General features: G+C 42.3%; 20 protein-coding genes and 1 other RNA gene. 6 read left to right on the top strand and 15 right to left on the bottom strand.

The annotated features are described in order from the left end of the window. Nucleotides 1-207 precede the first annotated feature (207 nt). The 3 genes from ACP7AK_RS01785 to ACP7AK_RS01775 form a co-directional block, all read right to left on the bottom strand. Nucleotides 208-990, bottom strand: coding sequence for a glutathione S-transferase N-terminal domain-containing protein (locus ACP7AK_RS01785; protein WP_224215737.1), 783 nt, complete (start codon nt 988-990; stop codon nt 208-210). Nucleotides 991-1,107: 117 nt separating this feature from the next. Continuing rightward, nucleotides 1,108-1,617 carry a ribonuclease E activity regulator RraA gene (rraA, locus tag ACP7AK_RS01780; protein WP_224215736.1) on the bottom strand — a complete coding sequence of 170 codons (510 nt, stop codon included), beginning with the start codon at nt 1,615-1,617 and terminating at the stop codon, nt 1,108-1,110. A 12-nt stretch (nt 1,618-1,629) separates the two neighbouring features. Beyond that, on the bottom strand, nt 1,630-2,295 hold the full coding sequence (locus tag ACP7AK_RS01775; RefSeq protein ID WP_100355031.1) for an NAD(P)H-binding protein: 666 nt from the start codon (nt 2,293-2,295) through the stop codon (nt 1,630-1,632). A 214-nt stretch (nt 2,296-2,509) separates the two neighbouring features. On the opposite strand from ACP7AK_RS01775, the gene rpsT reads away from it, so the two are divergent. After that, a complete protein-coding gene (rpsT, locus tag ACP7AK_RS01770) occupies nt 2,510-2,779 on the top strand; it encodes a 30S ribosomal protein S20 (RefSeq protein WP_004279868.1) in 270 nt (89 codons plus the stop codon). Between the two features lie 161 nt (nt 2,780-2,940). Here the strand turns inward: rpsT and ACP7AK_RS01765 are convergent, their stop codons facing one another. The 3 genes from ACP7AK_RS01765 to ACP7AK_RS01755 all read right to left on the bottom strand — a co-directional run bounded on the left by ACP7AK_RS01765 (nt 2,941) and on the right by ACP7AK_RS01755 (nt 4,958). Continuing rightward, nucleotides 2,941-3,066, bottom strand: coding sequence for a hypothetical protein (locus ACP7AK_RS01765; RefSeq protein ID WP_004646731.1), 126 nt, complete (start codon nt 3,064-3,066; stop codon nt 2,941-2,943). A 237-nt stretch (nt 3,067-3,303) separates the two neighbouring features. Continuing rightward, a complete protein-coding gene (locus tag ACP7AK_RS01760) occupies nt 3,304-4,044 on the bottom strand; it encodes a histidine phosphatase family protein (RefSeq protein WP_253147948.1) in 741 nt (246 codons plus the stop codon). Nucleotides 4,045-4,106: 62 nt separating this feature from the next. Further along, a complete protein-coding gene (locus ACP7AK_RS01755) occupies nt 4,107-4,958 on the bottom strand; it encodes a 3'(2'),5'-bisphosphate nucleotidase CysQ family protein (RefSeq protein ID WP_425878245.1) in 852 nt (283 codons plus the stop codon). 13 nt (nt 4,959-4,971) lie between these two features. Between ACP7AK_RS01755 and ACP7AK_RS01750 the strand changes: the two genes are divergently transcribed. From ACP7AK_RS01750 to ACP7AK_RS01735, 4 genes are all read left to right on the top strand, one after another. Beyond that, nucleotides 4,972-5,658 (top strand): HAD-IA family hydrolase, encoded by a 687-nt coding sequence (locus tag ACP7AK_RS01750; protein ID WP_425878243.1) that lies wholly within the window; start codon nt 4,972-4,974, stop codon nt 5,656-5,658. Beyond that, nucleotides 5,651-6,091: an RNA-binding S4 domain-containing protein gene (locus tag ACP7AK_RS01745; protein WP_005246619.1), complete on the top strand. Its 441-nt coding sequence runs from the start codon at nt 5,651-5,653 to the stop codon at nt 6,089-6,091. The genes ACP7AK_RS01750 and ACP7AK_RS01745 overlap by 8 nt, the downstream gene beginning before the upstream one ends. Nucleotides 6,092-6,236: 145 nt before the next feature. Then, a complete protein-coding gene (gene recA / locus ACP7AK_RS01740) occupies nt 6,237-7,280 on the top strand; it encodes a recombinase RecA (RefSeq protein WP_004279873.1) in 1,044 nt (347 codons plus the stop codon). Between the two features lie 91 nt (nt 7,281-7,371). Next, the gene (locus tag ACP7AK_RS01735; RefSeq protein ID WP_425878241.1) at nt 7,372-7,989 is read left to right on the top strand and encodes a regulatory protein RecX; all 618 of its coding nucleotides are present in this window, start codon (nt 7,372-7,374) and stop codon (nt 7,987-7,989) included. 212 nt (nt 7,990-8,201) lie between these two features. Here the strand turns inward: ACP7AK_RS01735 and ffs are convergent. Beyond that, nucleotides 8,202-8,298: signal recognition particle sRNA small type (gene ffs / locus ACP7AK_RS01730), an RNA gene on the bottom strand. Between the two features lie 294 nt (nt 8,299-8,592). On the opposite strand from ffs, the gene ACP7AK_RS01725 reads away from it, so the two are divergent. Continuing rightward, nucleotides 8,593-9,390 carry a YbgF trimerization domain-containing protein gene (locus ACP7AK_RS01725; protein ID WP_425878239.1) on the top strand — a complete coding sequence of 266 codons (798 nt, stop codon included), beginning with the start codon at nt 8,593-8,595 and terminating at the stop codon, nt 9,388-9,390. 64 nt (nt 9,391-9,454) lie between these two features. Here ACP7AK_RS01725 and lpxA read toward each other — a convergent pair whose 3' ends face one another. The 8 genes from lpxA to ACP7AK_RS01685 all read right to left on the bottom strand — a co-directional run bounded on the left by lpxA (nt 9,455) and on the right by ACP7AK_RS01685 (nt 18,307). Further along, a complete protein-coding gene (gene lpxA, locus ACP7AK_RS01720) occupies nt 9,455-10,243 on the bottom strand; it encodes an acyl-ACP--UDP-N-acetylglucosamine O-acyltransferase (RefSeq protein ID WP_004279876.1) in 789 nt (262 codons plus the stop codon). Next, nucleotides 10,240-10,725 (bottom strand): 3-hydroxyacyl-ACP dehydratase FabZ, encoded by a 486-nt coding sequence (fabZ, locus tag ACP7AK_RS01715; RefSeq protein WP_425878583.1) that lies wholly within the window; start codon nt 10,723-10,725, stop codon nt 10,240-10,242. The genes lpxA and fabZ overlap by 4 nt, the downstream gene beginning before the upstream one ends. 5 nt (nt 10,726-10,730) lie before the next feature. Beyond that, the gene (gene lpxD, locus ACP7AK_RS01710; protein WP_425878236.1) at nt 10,731-11,801 is read right to left on the bottom strand and encodes a UDP-3-O-(3-hydroxymyristoyl)glucosamine N-acyltransferase; all 1,071 of its coding nucleotides are present in this window, start codon (nt 11,799-11,801) and stop codon (nt 10,731-10,733) included. Between the two features lie 3 nt (nt 11,802-11,804). Further along, entirely contained in the window at nt 11,805-12,302 is a 498-nt protein-coding gene (locus ACP7AK_RS01705; protein WP_191112430.1) for an OmpH family outer membrane protein, read from the bottom strand. Nucleotides 12,303-12,382: 80 nt separating this feature from the next. Continuing rightward, nucleotides 12,383-14,887, bottom strand: a complete 2,505-nt coding sequence (gene bamA, locus ACP7AK_RS01700; RefSeq protein ID WP_311203472.1) for an outer membrane protein assembly factor BamA — start codon at nt 14,885-14,887, stop codon at nt 12,383-12,385. Between the two features lie 39 nt (nt 14,888-14,926). Continuing rightward, entirely contained in the window at nt 14,927-16,282 is a 1,356-nt protein-coding gene (gene rseP / locus ACP7AK_RS01695; protein ID WP_425878233.1) for an RIP metalloprotease RseP, read from the bottom strand. 3 nt (nt 16,283-16,285) lie between these two features. Continuing rightward, nucleotides 16,286-17,482 carry a 1-deoxy-D-xylulose-5-phosphate reductoisomerase gene (ispC, locus tag ACP7AK_RS01690; RefSeq protein ID WP_425878231.1) on the bottom strand — a complete coding sequence of 399 codons (1,197 nt, stop codon included), beginning with the start codon at nt 17,480-17,482 and terminating at the stop codon, nt 16,286-16,288. Beyond that, a complete protein-coding gene (locus ACP7AK_RS01685; RefSeq protein WP_004646715.1) occupies nt 17,483-18,307 on the bottom strand; it encodes a phosphatidate cytidylyltransferase in 825 nt (274 codons plus the stop codon). Nucleotide 18,308: the final 1 nt, after the last annotated feature.

Here is an 18,308-nt window from a genome sequence, read left to right as displayed (position 1 = left end):
TATTTATTGTTATGTCCCATTAAAGATTAAAATATAAACAAAAAAGCTCTAAAAATCATGATTTTTTTCATTTATTTATAAGTTTTGGTTTTATGCGCATAGAGACACATAATCTCTCTCACACTAAACACAGATAAAAAAATGCCATCTGTTGATAAGATGGCAGTTCTAGATAGAAAATCTTTGAAGTTACACAAGCTTCCTACTTTAAGCAGTACCGTATTGCTGTTTTAAATATTTCACAATCTCAGCCGATTCAAACATGCTCACCCCTGTATTTGGATCGACCAGATAAGGCAGCTGAATCGTATTTCCCATCATTTCAAACAACTGTTCACGCTTGCCACCCGCAAGCGGTTCATATTTCCCCGGCTTTAAACGTAACTTGGCTGGTCCATAATCTTGCCAACGTTCTTTGGCCACATTATGAAAAACAAACGGCACTTCTAGCTCTGAGAGAACACCACGTACTACCCGGACAAAAGGACTGGCTTCAAAACCCCATAATTCCAATAGCTGTTCCGGTGCCGGACGATTTAGCACCTGTTTATTAATCCAGACTCCGCGCGCACCATTGATAATCGTTCCAGCAAAAGCGGCGACTGGAATTTTCGGATAAGTTGCATATTTCTTTGGCGTTTTGCCACTTTTGCCATAATGCTTGAATAGATGGTGAATAATATCCTGCGACTCATACATCTGATCGCCTGTATTTTCATCCACCAAAAATGGAAAGCGGCTCTTGCCACCCAACTGTTTTACGACCGGACGATATTTTGTACCGCCCTTAGGGCACGGATAAACTTCATAATCCAGATTGAGTAAGGTCAGCACTTCACGCACCCGACGACAAAAAGGTGAACCTTCAAATTCATAGAGCTTAATTGATTTTTCAGGCTGATTCGGAAACGGCGTTCCGACCATGCCACGTCCCCCTTGGGCGACTGAAGAGGCTAAGGCTTGTGCGACTTTAATTTGATGACTCAACATAGTATTTTCCTATTTTTGTTTTATATTAATGAAAGACAGAATCTAGGCATCCTGTCTTTCAGGGTACAGATGAGTTTTGTTGTTATTCTTGCATGCAGAAATGCAGATTTCAGCCGATTAAGCCACTAAAGCTGTTTTAGACACCACAATACCATTATTGTCTGCATAGACATAATCGCCAGCATTAAACGTGACACCACAAAAGCAGAGAGAGATATCAACTTCACCCACACCCTTGCGGTTGCTCTTTTGCGGAATAGCCGCCAATGCATGCACACCAAGATCAAGTTCAGCAATCGCATCGACATCACGAACGCAACCGTAAATAATCACGCCATTCCAGTGATTTTTTACCGCTGATTCTGCAATCAGGTCACCCATCAAGGCACAGCGCATGGATGCACCGCCATCTACGACCAGGACCTTGCCTGTTCCATCTGTGGCCAACAACTCTTTCACCCGCGAGTTATCTTCAAAACATTTTACTGTCACAATCTGACCGCCAAAGGTTTTGCGCGCCCCATAACTCTTAAAAAATTTACCGTCCAGGCAAGGTGTCACCACCTGAAGCTCTAATTCTGGATGATCATCTAACAAGTCACAGGTAACAAATGCTGCTGTAGACACGGTGTTTTCTCCTCATTTCATTTTTTGTATGCGTAAATTATCATAAATTTCAAATTTTACCGTCTGAGTTAGCGCGGCCTCGACCATAGTATGAGCCACCTGATCGGCTGTCACTGGCTTATACGCAAAACTATCCGGAATAAAACGCGATACTTTGTGATAAACCTGCTGCGCGATATCTTCCAAAAAGCGCTGCTCTGGACGTTCACCAATGAGTAATGAAGGTCGAATCAGGCTGATTCTGTCCAAGGACAATGTTTGCACATATTCTTCTAGCTCACCTTTGACCCGATTATAGTAAAAATGCGATTGGGAATCGGCACCCATTGCGCTTAGCAAAAGATAATGGGCTGAGGTTTGCTGTAATAGCTCTGCAAAGTGAGCATTTATGGTATAGTCAATACTATAAAATGCCTGTTTGGATCCGGCTTTTTTCATGGTGCTGCCCAGGCAGCTAAAACCATGGCTATGCTTACTAACATCCTGATCATTCAACATCAGGAAATCTTCCAGTACCAGTTGTTGAACTTTATCCAAAGCATCCAGATCATTTTGATGTTTTCTGACCACTGCAGTAATCTGCTGGCAAGTCGGCTCATCTTGCAAACGTTTTATCAGTTGTTTTCCCACCAAGCCGGTGGCACCTATCACGATGGGATGAGTCAGTGATTTAGTCATTTTTTATACGATCTCCTAGGTGGAATACTAATCTAACGTTTTCTTTAGAATTTTTCTGCATCTAAAATGTTGTCAAAGCATGTCAAGACTTGACTTCGGTGCTTAGTTTAATCAAAATATGGCACTTGTTTACGGGCTGGTGATAATTCCTCTGATGTTGGTTTTCAGTTGAGTTTCAGCCCGCCCAGACCAATCTATTTCAAGGAGTGCACGAGTGGCAAACTCTGCTCAAGCTAAAAAACGTGCTCGTCAAAACGTTAAAGCACGCAAACACAACGCAAGCTTGCGTTCTATGGTTCGTACCTATCTTAAACGTACATTAGCTGCTATCAGCACTAATGACTATGCAGTTGCTACTGAAGCGTACAAATCGCTTGTTCCAGTAATCGACCGTATGGCTGACAAAGGCATCATCCATAAAAACAAAGCAGCTCGTCATAAGAGCCGCTTGAACGCGCAAGTTAAAGCACTAGCTTCTAACTAATCGCAAATGAAAAAAGCCCTTTTTAGGGCTTTTTTTGTGTCTGGAATTTGAAGAAACTAAAAAATATAATGACTCATTCAGAAAAATAATTTGTTTAGACAGCACTCATCCAGTCAATGCTATACTGTGAGATAAAAACCTGAATCTCCCTCTCTTTTAGATTATTGATCTTTATCCATAGAGGATGGCGAAGTGGTTTTATCCTGTTTCGTATTGTCAGTGTCCCGCTTTTGACATGCGGTTAAACCCAAAATCGCGATCAGGCTAAAAATTGTGATAACTTTCATAATTTTCCTCAAGATGAATATTTCTATATTTATTAAGCATAGATAATTTTTATACTTACATTATTGAATTTTCACCCTATAAATGTAAAAGGTGCAGTTTAAAATTTATTTTTATCGTTTTAGACTGACTTTTATTGAATGGTCAATATGAAAGGCCACACCATCTTCATAATTCCTAACTCCCCAACAAAAAACTCAACTGCTGCGAACAATTGAGTTTTAAAAGAATATTTTCATTTAAGAAAGTTGGGAACGTTTAAAATCAGCAATATCCAGTTCATGTACCTGACCGCGCCAGATCCATTTCAGCTTGGATTCTAAAAATACATCACCTTCAAACCAGACAAACAGACCTTCCATCATTTTTGGCCAGTCTTCCCGACTAACATCCTGACGCCCTGACATCACCGCAATCATCGCTGCCAAAATGGTATCGTGGCTGACGGCCAGACTCAATCCATATTTATTTTGTGGATGGGTGTTATAAATCAGTTCCAGCACATCCACCACGCCATGAATCGGCTGTTTCATCCCCGGCAAGGCATTATTGACAAAACTGTTGATAAAACCGAGTGCACCTTGCTTGGCAAAATAAGGTCCGGCTTTTTGAATATCCAGTACAAAGCTGCCAGGCTCTACCAGAAGCCCCTGTTCAATAATTTCAATACGATGGGTATTCTGCTCAGGGGTAACCGCATCTGCCCCTTCAATCATCAATGCAGCGGTATCAATACAACGCTGGATTGGACTTGAAATACAGTGATGAATCACGCGATCGGTTTGATCAGCCAGATAAGCGCCCCATTCCTGCGCCAGATCCCGCCCCTGACTGGTCAGTTGCAGATCATAGCCTGCCAAACCTTGACCCGGAACCTCCTCACGAATCGAATGCCGTGTGAATAAGGTGACAGGCGTCTGTACATCAGGCAATAAATCAATTGCACTCAACATACTCGGTGGAAGCAGTTTCAGGGACACGTTACAGCCAACTCTGGATTGGTAATAGGTTAAGCACCACTATAACACGCTCAGAATTTTGCTCAATGCTCGGCCTGCATGTCAGAAACCGCCTGCAATGCAATAATTTTCATATCATTATTCTTATAAGCAATGAATCCGCCATTCAGCAAAGTATCCCGATGATTATAAATAAATGGACGGCCTTCTAAATCGACCAGACCACCACCAATCCGTTCGAGCATACATTGACCAGCGCTGGTATCCCATTCCGAGGTCGGATGAAAACGTGGATAGATATCCACCTGATCTTCCAGCATCATGCAAAATTTATAAGCGCTGCCCGCTTTAAACTCTGTGTAGTCCGTGAGCTTGGCCAAACTTTGCAAATACTCCAGATATTTTGGTTTCTGCTGGCTACTTTGGCTCAATCCCACAGCAATCGTTTTAGTAGTTTCAAGCATTTCATAAGCAAACCATGTCATCTTTTGGATATCATATTTATAAGGCAAGCCCTGCTCAGGACAGAAATAAATCAGTTGCTGCTCCGGAACCGCCAATATGGCAAAAGTGGTCAAACTGCCTCTGACTAGACTCAAATTAATGGTAAATTCGGGGCGCTGGTGCAGAAATTCCTTGGTACCATCTAGCGGATCCAGTAACCAGAATTCTGACCATGAGCGGCGTTCATGTTCCTGTCCTTCTTCAGACAGTAAAGGCAAGCTGGAAATCTCTGCCAAAGCTTGGGTCAGATAAGTATTGACCCGAAAATCTGCCTGAGTCACCGGAGAATTATCATTTTTTTTGATGACATCAAAAGCCGCACCAGAACAATAACGCTGATATTCTTCTCGCAAAATTTCACAGGCTTGTGTCAAAATGGGCACAAACTGCAAAATCATTGGATCTTGTGGTGCTGCTGTTGCTTTAAACATAGAAAACCTAAATATGTCAAAATGCTCTGAAAAACCTACCATAATTTTCGATATGGATGGCACTTTACTTGATCTTGCCTACGACGATTTCATCTGGAACGAGTTATTGCCTGTGCGTTATGCTGCCACACATGGCTGTAGCCTGGAACACAGCCAGACGACACTCTATGCATTCTATCAGGAACATAATCATACCTTAAACTGGTACTCTTCACGCTTCTGGACGGCTAAAGTCGAAGTCGATGTTCTGGCGATGCAAATTGAACATAAAGATAAAGTCGCCTTGCGCCCTCATTGTCTCGAATTGCTCGATTATCTTAAAAATAATGGCTATCCAATCTGGCTGGCCACCAATGCTGACTGTGCGGGTCTAGCATTTAAACTGGATCATTTGAATTTAAGAGATTATTTCGATGTCATCGTCAGCTCAGAAACGATCGGACATGCCAAAGAATTTATCGAGTTCTGGCAAGGCCTGAATGAACTGCATCCATTTGATCCTGCACATGCTTATTTTATTGATGATACTGAAAAAGTCCTGAATGGGGCTCAAGCCTATGGCATTCAGAACCTGTTCAGCATCCAGCAGCCCTCTTCAGCCAAACTAGCACGTCAGACTTGTAATTACCCGATGCTGCACCAATTAACAGATTTAATCACTCATTTAAATCAGGCTGAGGTAGAAAAAAAATATGCGTAAATCGTCTTTACCCGAAGATGCGGTAGGCATGCGTATAGACAAATGGCTGTGGGCAGCACGGTTTTTTAAAACCCGCTCGATTGCCAAACATGCGATTGAAGGTGGCAAAGTCCATCACAATGGTGAACGTGTCAAGGTATCGCGCGAAGTCCGTGTTGGTATGGAACTGACGATTCAGCAAGGCATCGACAAAAAAACCGTGCTGGTTAAGGAACTTTCTGATGTTCGTGGACCTGCACCCGTGGCACAAAAACTGTATGAAGAGACCGAAGTCAGTATTGCGCGCCGGGAATTGATTACGTCACAAAGAAAGTTGCATAATCTAGCTCGTCCCGACCATCGTCCAAGCAAGAAAGATCGTCGTGACATCAGTAGATTTAAAAATGAAAATAGTCAGAATTTCGATCAGTCATGGTCCTATAATGACGAATAAATTTAAGCGTCAGAATATGTCGTACATGCGCTGACTTTTATAGAACACTAGGGAAAATTCTGTCACTATACACCTGTGGAACAAAGCTCTAATTTAAGACATCCACTTGAGTACTAACTTAGTGACATCGTATTGAGGTTGTAAGATGGATGAGAATAAAAACAAGGCGCTCAACGCTGCCTTAAGCCAGATTGAAAAACAGTTTGGTAAAAATACAGTTATGCGTCTTGGTGACAATACCGTTCAGGCAGTTGAAGCCGTGTCTACAGGTTCTTTAACGCTGGATATCGCACTCGGTATTGGTGGTTTACCTAAAGGTCGTATCGTCGAGATCTATGGTCCTGAATCTTCAGGTAAAACCACAATGACATTGCAAGCAATTGCAGAGTGTCAGAAAGCAGGCGGTACGTGTGCATTTATCGATGCGGAACACGCACTTGATCCTCAATATGCGCGCAAACTTGGCGTAGATATCGACAATCTGCTGGTATCGCAACCGGATCACGGTGAACAGGCACTTGAAATTGCAGACATGCTGGTACGTTCTGGCGCGATCGACATGATCGTTGTCGATTCTGTTGCTGCATTGACACCACGTGCCGAAATTGAAGGCGAAATGGGTGACTCGCATATGGGTCTGCAAGCCCGTTTGATGAGCCAGGCACTGCGTAAAATTACCGGTAATGCCAAACGCTCAAACTGTATGGTGATCTTCATTAACCAGATTCGTATGAAGATTGGCGTCATGTTTGGTAGCCCGGAAACCACAACCGGTGGTAATGCACTGAAATTCTATGCCTCTGTTCGCTTGGACATCCGTCGTATTGGCCAAGTGAAAGAAGGTGACGAGATTGTTGGTTCTGAAACCAAAGTCAAAGTCGTGAAAAACAAAATGGCGCCTCCGTTTAAAGAAGCTTTATTCCAGATTCTTTATGGCAAAGGTGTTAACCATCTAGGTGAATTGATCGACCTTGCTGTACAGCAAGAAATCGTGCAGAAAGCTGGTGCGTGGTATTCTTATCAAGGCGACAAAATTGGCCAGGGTAAGAACAACACCATCCGTTATCTGGAAGAGCATAAAGAAATGGCTCAGACGATTGAAAAACTGATTCGTGACCAGCTTCTGACTAAAGCAGTGGTTGTTGAAGAAGACGATAGCAAGGAAGAACCTGACTTTTTAGATGCATGATCTTATTAGATGCATCATCTTTAAACGTCAATACACAGCGCCCTCCGGGGCGTTTTGTTATTATATAGGGAATCTAAAATCCGAGAGAATCATGTCAGACGCGAAATTCAGCAAACTGCTCGATTATGAAACTTTAAAACAGCAATTTGGTGATACTGAAGATCAAGCTCAACCTGCAAAAAGTGCGATCCAAGACGCTCCTGAATTTGATCCTGAAGAACGTTTGTTTTCCTCTACCCCAACTCAGGATGAGAAGAAACCGGGACTGACAAGCTCACGCTTACGTTCTTATGCCTTTGCGGTAATGACGCGCAAGGAATATTCCAAAGCCGAACTGATAGAGAAATTAGCACTCTATGCAGAACATCGTGATGAAGTCATTAACTTAGTGGAAGAACTGTCTCGTGAGAACTATCAAAGTGATCAGCGCGTGGCGGAAACCATGTTGTCGAGTCAAAAGCGTAAAGGCAAAGGCCCCAATCAAATTAAAATGAAACTCAAGAGCAAAAAGATTGATATTGCTCTGATTTCAGAAGAACTCAAAGAAACCGACTGGGTTCAACAAGCCTATGAACTAAAAGTCAAAAAATATGGGACTGAGGTCAGTGAAGACCTGAAGCTCAAAGCCAAACAGATCCGTTTTCTAATGTATCGTGGTTTTGAAATGGATGCGATTATCAAGGCGATTAACCGTAAAGCAGAAGATTAATTCTTATCTTCTTTGAAAGTCTTAATGCACGTATAAGTATATTGGTTATTTATCCAATATTAGCTGCAAAATAAAGCACGACATAAAATAATAATGATCTGAATCATTAAAATAATAAGATAGTGCTGTTTGATGACATTGAAAAAGGAATGATATTTGAGAATAGAAAACTGCGAATTCGCATTGTTATTATAATAAGAATATGGTGGCAACCCTACCAGCAAAGCTCCGGCACATCATAGTTCTATTACCGTTGCTACCTTCCGGTCCTGGCGGGGTTCATAGAGTACAATTGCGAAGTAACCAGCAGGGCTACCATTACAAAAACAGAGTATAGAGATTTTTAATCAAGTTGCAAGCCTTGTTCCGCAAAATAATCCCTCAAGCTATCCGTTTGATTATTTTAAAAACAATATTGATATTTCTGCTGATTTTTAAGGGATCTTCACAATCAATCCATCAACACTCAGATTCACATGATCTTTGTAAAACCTTGTTGCATTTTCTAAAAATGCCGTTTTTAATGTGTGCAATGTATATGAATGATCTACTTTGAAAAGATGAGCAGCGGATCCGCATCTCACAAAGAATTATGGAAATTTTATGATGTTTAAAAAGACCGTATTGTGTGCAGTGACAGCACTCTTTACCACGCCTCTATTTGCCAATATTCCGATTGAATCGCGTGGCTTGAGTCAAGCTACGAATCAAACCACAGTAAATACCCCAGCAGCAATTGCGGCTGGTGCAACTCCAGCAGTTCAAACCAATACCAGCTGGCAAATCATGCAAAAGAACCAGCAACTCGAAAATGACCTGCGGATTTTGCGCGGTAAAATGGAAGAACAGGAAAATGAGATTGAACGGCTCAAGAATGAACTGACCAATCGTTATGCCGATCTTGATCAGCGCCTTGAACTATTGCAACAAAAAATTGAACCTGCTGAGGACAATCCAACGGAGGAAAACCCACAGGATACTGCACCCAGCCTAAGCGAAAATAAGGTTAATACAGCAAGCAGCGGACAGCAACCTGCTGAGCTGGAAAAAGCAGCTTATACCGTGGCTTTAGATGCTTATAAAAATGGCGGTGCAGCCAAAGCCATTGCACCGATGCAAAACTTTATTAAAAACAATCCGAATAGCGCTTATATCAGCAATGCCTATTTCTGGTTAGCGGAATTCAATCTGGCGATTGACCCGCCAAAATTTACTGAAGCGAAACGTAATTATCTGATTGTCGTTGACCGTTACCCAAATTCTGCGAAAGCCTCCACTGCCCTGTATCAGCTTTATAACATCAGCAAAGATGTTGAAAAGAATACTACGCTTGCATCGCAATACAAAACAAAGCTATTGAAGAATTATCCGAAAGCTGAGGAAATTAAATTTCTTAAGTAAAATAGAAGTTCCCAAAATAAAAAAGACACCTTAAATAAGGTGTCTTTTTTATTATCTTAAACTTTTAGCGCACAATACCGCGCTTCGACTGTTCAAGAGAATCAATGAGACGCTGTACTTCAGCCACTTCCGGCAAAATTCCTGTACGGATCTGCTCGATTGCTTCCTGAGTTGTTAAACCTGATTTATAAATCAGTTTAAAGGCATCACGTAAACCGCTAATCACTGTCTTTGACCAGCCTTTACGACGCATACCTTCAATATTCATGGCAAATGCATGCGCAGGATTACCTGAAACCATTACATAGGCCGGTACATCTTTCAGAATCAGTGATGCCCCACCAATCATGCTATAAGAATCAATCTTACAGAACTGATGAATGCCCGAGTTTCCGCCAATGACGACGTAGTCCCCGACATGGACATGTCCAGCCACACCGACGTTATTAGCAAAGATATTATAATCTCCGACCATACAGTCATGTGCAATATGCGTATTCACCATGAGCAGGTTATGACTACCGATCTTGGTCAGGCTCTGGTCCTGAACCGTGCCACGATGCAGACTGCAATGCTCACGAATCTTGTTGTGATCGCCAATCTCAAGCCAGGTTTCTTCACCGGCATACTTAAGATCCTGACACACCTCACCTACACTGGCGAACTGGAAAATTTCATTATATTCACCTATACGCGTATAGCCACCCACCACCACGTGTGAATGAAGTTTGCTACCCGCACCAATAGTGACATTTGGCCCGATAATACAATATGGGCCAATTTCTACATCAGCAGCAATGACTGCTGATGGGTCAATAATGGCAGTTGGATGAATAAGGGGATTATTGCTCATGCCTGCTCGACTTTTTGATGCGAAACCATAATTTCCGCGGTTGTTGCGACGACGCCATCTACAGTGGCAATACAATTATATTTGTAAATGCCCCGCTTTTGCATCACTAATTCAGATTTTAAAACCAATTGGTCACCTGCAACCACCTGTTTTTTAAATCTAACTTTTTCCGCACCGGCAAACAGGAACAAAGAACCTTCACTTGGTACTTCGTTATTCATCACAAAACCCAGAATTCCAGAGATTTGTGCCAGTGCCTCAACAATCAGTACACCTGGCATAATTGGATAATTCGGAAAATGGCCTTGTAAAAACTCTTCATTAATTGAGACGTTTTTATAACCAACAATGCCATTCTCGGTAATCTCGACTACGCGATCAACCAATAAAAATGGATAGCGATGGGGCAAATATTCACGAATCTTTTGAATATTCATTGGCAATTCAGGCTTCGTGAATGTAGGCAAATTCGACTCTGTCATCATAATTATTTACGCAACTTAAATGTTGATTCAATGGACTCAATCTGAGATTGCATATGATCTAGTCGTTTGATCACCTGGGTCAATGGCACATCTGCTAATTGTCTGAGGCGAACCACGGTACGTTTCCATTTCTGGTTTTCAAACAGACCAATCCCGGATGAATATTTTCCAGCTTCAGAAATATTATTTGTCACCATTGACATTCCGGTCAACGTCACATTATCGGCAATATTCAAGTGTCCAGAAATCGCAGAGGCACCACCAATGATACAGTTTTTGCCAATTGAAACACTTCCTGCAACGGCAGTTTTTGCAGCAATCGCGGTATGTGCACCAATTTTAACGTTATGCGCGATTTGCACAAGATTATCAATAATAACACCCTGTTGCAAAATCGTATCATCCAGTGCACCACAGTCTACGCTACAATTTGACCCAATACGCACATCATCCTCAATGCGTACAGAACCTAATTGCGCAATACGGTGCCATTTACCTTGATAAGGTGCAAAACCAAACCCTTCGCTGCCAATCACGCTATTAGCATGAATACGCACCCGATTACCAATTTTTGCTGCGCCGGTGAGGGTCACATGTGAGTCAATAAAACAGTCCTGACCGATCTCGACATCATCATCGATCTGCACATGCGCCTGAACAATCGTATTCGCACCCACGACACAATGCTCACCAATCACCACATAATGACCAATATAAGCATCGTCCGCGATCATTGCCGACGGGTGAATTTGAGCAGTACTTTCAATGCCGCGCTGGCGATGTTTTCTCTCAAAGACATGCGTCAAAATCGCAAAAGCCAGATAGGGATTTGCCACAACAATAAAGTTTTGATGTGAAGTTATCTGTTGTTTTAGTTCAGCCGTGACAATTAAAGCACCTGCCTGACTTTGATTGGCCTGCTCTACATATTTATCGGCATTCACAAATGCAAGATCTTGTGAGGTTGCCTGTTCAAGACTGGCCAAAGCACTCAAACGTAAATCTGTCTGACCTATGCACTCGCCCTGAACCAGGCGAGCGAGATCAGCTAACTGAAGCTTTTGATGATTCATTGATTATTTAATTGCATTAACCTTTTGAATCATTTTATCAGTTAAATCATATTTAGCATCATAAGCAAGTGCTGAATTTTTATTTAAAACTACATCCAGGTTGTTTTCTCTACGCAATTGTTCAGCAATTTGCTTCACACGTGCATCAAATACAATTCGGATCTGCTGAATCGAGCTTTGAACATTAGTCTGTACAGACTGTTGTAACTGATTCAATTCTTGCAACTTAGCCTGATATTCCGCAGACATTTTCTGTTTTTCAGTCTCACTGAGCTTAGTGTTGGATTGAGCACGTTGCTGCAAAGCTTCCAGCTCTTTGCTGAGTTGTTCAATTTTAGTGGTTTGTGGCTGAATTTTTTGCTGAAATATCGTGTTTTGTTGTTTTAGATAGGTACTACCTTCAACCACACGCTCCAAGTCAATTACCCCCATGCTAGCCGCTTGAGTCAAAGGAGCAACACTTGCCAAAGCCAGGCTCATTGCCATAATCATTTTTTTCATATTCTTACTCATTCAAAAAAATTTGCTCACAAAACCTGCAGGCTTTATGAGCAAAATTTAGTTTCTAGGTCAAAACGATTTTAGAAAGTACGTCCAATTTCGAACTGGATGTTTTTAGTATCATCACCGTCTTTTTTATTCAACGGATAAGCATAGCTGAGAGACAATGGGCCAATCATGGTGATCCAGGTGAAACCTGCACCCACGCTATAGCGCATATTATCTGCATCGAAACCGAAGTTATCTTTACAGTACTGCTTTCCATTTACCGAAGTGCCATTAACGAAAATATTTTCATTTGATACATCACACTGGGTATCAAACACTTGCGCACCTTCAGCAAAGATGACTGGACGAACCTGACGTGCCCAATCCCCTTTGAATGGTACCGGAAGTACTAGTTCGGTACCGAATTGAACTAGTGCATTACCACCTACCTCTTCAGGAGATGGATCAGTTTGGCTAATATCAGAGAAATATACACCCGGATATTTAGGCCCCAATGTACTGTTTTCATAACCACGAACTGAGCCAAAACCACCGGCATAGAAATTCTTGTAGAATGGTAGGTCATTACCATAACCCAACTTACCATAACCGCGCAGAACAAAATCCTTGCCTAATGGGAAGAATGCCTGAGCATCATAAGTGACTTTCTGATATTCGACATCACTGCCTGGCAATGCAATTTCACCATTGATTCGATGTGACATACCATTTGTAGGGAACATTGGGCGGTTTAAAGTATTATATGACCAACCTAAGTTCAGGTTATAGGTAAAAAACTCACCTTTAAATTCTTGACCATAGGTGGTTGTATTAACTGGATTACCATTTTCATCAACACAATTACCTGTCAGTGTCTCAATTTGAGCCGGGCAATATTCACCGCTTCGTGTCTCTTTACCACCATTGCGTTCTAGATAATCCGCAACATAAGTAGAAACATAAGGCCCAGTGGTTACATCAGTCTGATCAATATTCAGGCCTAGGCTAACACTTTGGTTTTCGTCAATTGGATAACCAAAGTTAATCCCACCACCAAAACTGTCCGTTACATAGTTGTTGACGTTATAGTCATCATCCAGCTTGGTTTTACGGTAGTACATGTTATAGCCGCGACGCACACCATCAATGGTGAAGTATGGGTCCATCACACTCAAGTTATAGTAATCTTGCGTTTCAGAACGCGACAAATCGATTGAAACACTATTACCTGTACCCAGGAAGTTAGTCTGGCTTAAACCTGCCTGGAAAGTTACACCACCGCTTTGCGAGAAACCAACTGCAAGAGTACTGGTCCCTGAATGCTGCTCTTCAACGGCAACATTCAAGTCCACCTGATCTGGCGCACCCGGAATACGTGCAGGTTTGATATCGACAGTTTTAAAGAACCCGGTACGTTCCAGACGGACCTTAGACAAGTCAATTTTTTCATTACTGGCAAGCGCACCTTCCATTTGGCGCATTTCACGACGTAATACTTCATCTGCAGTTTTCGTATTACCAGTGAAATTAATACGTCGCACCGTGACTTGCTGACCCGGATTAATATAATAATTTAGATCAACCAGTTTGGTTTCGTTGTTAATTTGAGGAACAATATTGACTTCTGCATAGTAATAACCTGCATTACCATACTTACGCTGCAATAACTGCTTAACCGCGTTGACTTTTTCCTGCGAATAAATTTCGCCTTCTTTGAAAATTTGTAAAGCCTGTAATTCTTCAGTCTTATAAAGCGCGTCACCTAAATATTTGGTTTGACCAAATTTAAATTGCTCACCTTCATCCACAGATACTTCGATGAAGACATTCTTTTTATCTTCACTCAAGTTCAGACTGGAATTGGTAATATTAAAGTTGATGTAACCGCGATTCAGATACATGGCACGCAAAGCTTCAAGACTTGCCGCCATCTTTTCACGTGCATAACGGTCATTACGCGAAATGACTGAACTCCAGCCACTTTCTTTTACTGCAAAGGCCTGCTTGATATCAGATTCTTTAAATACGGTATTCCCGATAATATTGATATCAAAAACTTTGGCCGCTTTACCTTCAATAAAATCAATTAGCAATTCAACACGGTTATTTGGTCGAGGCGTCGTGGTGACCGTAATATCGGCATCATAACGACCTTGCTGCATGTATTGCTGTTCAAGTTCAGTTTCAATAGTTTGCAGCGCTGATTTTTTCAGAACTTCACCTTCAGCCAGACCCATTTTTTTCAGGCCTTCCTCAAGTGCTTCCTTAGGAATCAACTTATTGCCTTTCAATTCGATTTTTGAAATGACCGGGCGTTCAACCACTTGGAAAACCAAGGTATTGCCCTGCTGAACGGCTTTAATGTCATCAAACAGGCCTGATGCATACATGCTACGAATTGCATTGGCAATGATTGGATCATTGACCCGATCACCACTGTTAATTGGCACTAGGCCATACACATTGTCAGGAGTTAAACGTACTAATCCATCAAATTTTATATCTTGTACAATGAATTCATCTGCTGCATATACTTGTTGTGCTACTGCCATTGCACTAACGAGTGCCAGAGGCATAAATAAATGTGTGTGCTGCATGCCAGTCTTTTCCGCTGTTAATTTATTCCATTTACGTTGTTATAAACGCATAAAATCATTAAATAATGCCAGAAGCATCATACTGCCGAGCAGTACCATACCAATTTTTAACCCAACCAATTGTATTTGTTCGGAAACAGGTTTACCACGAATTAATTCAACAAAATAGTAAACCAGATGTCCGCCATCAAGCATTGGAATAGGCAGTAGATTTAATATTCCTAAACTTACACTCATTAGCGCCATAAAGGAAATAAAAGTTTCCCAGCCCATTTCTGCGCTTTGTCCTGCCACTTTGGCAATAGTAATTGGACCTGATAAATTATCCAGGCCAATCAGACCACGTACCATTTTGACAATCGAGTTCAGAATCATCGAAGATAAATGTGCTGTTTTATCAAATGCCATTACCAGTGCTTCGCCTGGCGAGTAATGAATGGTCTGTTTATATTCTGCAGGAATGTTCAGTTTACCCGGATCGCTTTGTACGCCCAGCATACCAGTCACATTGCCCATATTGTCACGTTTACCTTGTGGCATGACTTCCAGCTGAACCACCTGATTTTCGCGTAGTACATCCATTTTGAGTAATTTTTCTGGAGATGCCTGTACCACCTGCACCACATCAAACCAGTCTTTCATCTGAACGCCGTCAATGGCCAGAATCTTGTCGCCTTCTTTCAAACCTTGACGGATGGCTGCACCATCTTCACTCAGTTTGCTGATCACTGCCGGAATTTCTGGCCGATAAGGCAAGAAACCCAGGCTTTCTAGTGGCGATTGACTTTGATCTTTTAAATAGTTTTGAATCGGCAACTGGAACAATTTGTTTTCACCAGCGCGATCTGCCTGAATAGAAACCACACCAGTTTCACCAACACGATCCACCAAGACATAACTGAGTTTTTCCCAGGTTTCCACCTGAGTACCATCCACAGCTACAATTTTGTCGCCCGGCTGCATTTGTACGGTTGCAGCAGGCGTATTTGGTAAAATTTTGCCTACACGGGTATTGAGCTGTTCTTGTGCCGGTAAAAATAACACCCAGAATAGAAGAACTGCAAAAATCAGGTTGATTAATGGTCCCGCTGCCACGATGGCGATTCGTTTCCACGGATGCTGACGATTGAAGGCTTTGGGTAAGTCCTCTTCAGAGACATTACCTTCGCGTTCATCCAGCATCTTGACGTAGCCACCCAAAGGCAAGGCAGACAATTGATACTGAATTCCGGATTTTTTCGAGGTCCATTTTAATAATGTTGGCCCAAATCCAATGGAATAGACCAATACTTTAACGCCCAGTTTACGCGCCACAATATAGTGACCGAACTCGTGAATCGCAATTAAGGGACCGAGTAAGAGAATTGCTGCGGCAATCATAAACAAGGCATTCATATCTTAACTTCCTTTACTCACAACGTATTGCTGTGATAAACCTCGTGCCATTTGATCTGCTTGCAAGATAGCCTCCAGATCATGTGCAGGTTGATTGTCCATCTGATTTAGGACATGCTCAACTACCTGAGGAATTTGGGTAAATCTGATCTGTTGATTTAAAAATGCAGCAACTGCAATTTCATTGGCCGCATTTAAAATCGTAGGTGCAATTCCGCCACTCTGCATGGCCTGACGGGCCAGTTTTAATGCAGGGAAACGGAGCATATCCGGTTCTTGAAAATTAAGTTGTGAATGCATAAACAGATCCAGTGGCGCCACATGCGTACTAATACGCTCAGGCCATGCCAAAGCATGTGCAATAGGCGTGCCCATATCTGGATTACCCATTTGTGCCAAAGTCGAACCATCAACGTATTGAACCATGGAGTGAATAATACTCTGTGGATGCACAACAACTGTAACAAATTGTTCTTGAACTGCAAACAAATGGCAGGCTTCGATCAATTCTAAACCTTTATTCATCAAGGTAGCAGAATCGACTGAAATTTTTTGACCCATGGACCAGTTAGGATGCTTGCAAGCTTGGGCAGGTGTGACCTCTTCAAGTTGCTGTATGCTGTGGTTCAGAAACGGCCCACCCGACGCGGTCAGCAGAATCTGGGATACACCCAGTTTGGGCTTGCCATGACGCTCTGCCTCAAAATAATGCGGTGGCAGACATTGGAAAATCGCGTTATGTTCGGAGTCAACGGGAAGCAATAAGGCACCATGATCGCGCGCTGCCTGCATCATGATGTCACCTGACATCACCAAGGCTTCTTTATTGGCCAGCAGTACGCGTTTACCCGCTTTCACTGCAGCCAATGTCGGCAACAAGCCTGCAGCACCGACAATTGCCGCCATAACGATATCAACATCCGCGTGTTCAGCCACAGCGATTAAACCGGCTTCATCTTGCAGAATTTCAATATCAGATAAATGGTGTTGCTGAAGTAGTTTTGAAAGTTCATCTACTTTTTCAGCCGGCACCACCACCACTTTAGGACAGTATTGCCGGCAAATTTCAACCAGCTCCTCGATACGACTTTGCGCGGTCACAGCAAAAACCGAGTATGCTTCAGGATGTCGCTGCAAGATTTTTAAAGTACTTTGACCAATGGAACCTGTAGCACCCAGTATACAAACTGCTTGTGACATTTATAAATCTACACCAATAAGTTTTAAAACAGCCATACCTGCTGCAAAGATTGGAGCTGCAGCAAGCAAAGAATCAATACGATCCAGTACTCCGCCATGTCCTGGCAAAATTCGACCTGAATCCTTAATACCGGCACGACGTTTGATCATGGATTCAAACAGGTCACCCAGTACCGAACTAAATACTGTAACGACAGATAGAATCAGAAATAAAATCAGTTCTGGCCAGGTCATATCCAGATAAAGCAAGGCAACTGCCGTCACGATCAGCATTGAAGTAACGATACCGCCATACAGCCCTTCTACGGATTTATTAGGACTAACATTCGGCGCCAGCTTTTTCTTGCCAAATTTACGACCCACAAAATATGCACCACTATCTGCGCCCCATACCAGTAAAAACAGGTACATCAGCCACCACGGTGAACTTTGCCAGACAGAGAAAATTGCAGTAACCGCAGCAGAGATCAGAACTACGCCGATTCCGTGCAGGCTGGCGTTGTACCAGCCATCATATTCAGGATAGGTTTTAACCCAGTAAATGCTGAGCAACCAGGTAATTATAGAAGCCACCCATAACAATAAGGCAACTTCGGCAAAATACAATGCCAAAGCTGAAAGTGCTGCAGTGAGCACTCCATATCCCCAAGCAACAGGTTTGATGACATATTTAAATTTTCGCGGCATGAGTTTGAACCACTCATAACCGGCCACCCCAGCAGCAAGAACCATCAATACAAACATTGGATAATGTGATTCAGTAGCAAACATACAGCTCAGTACAACTGCTACCAACACCAATGCGGTTATAATCCGCTCAAACATG

Origin of the sequence: Acinetobacter sp. TWP2-2-3 (assembly GCF_049896445.1) — a bacterium.
Lineage (GTDB): Bacteria > Pseudomonadota > Gammaproteobacteria > Pseudomonadales > Moraxellaceae > Acinetobacter.
The sequence above is the reverse complement of the archived record's forward strand: the minus strand, read 5'-3'. Positions and strand labels throughout refer to the sequence as shown.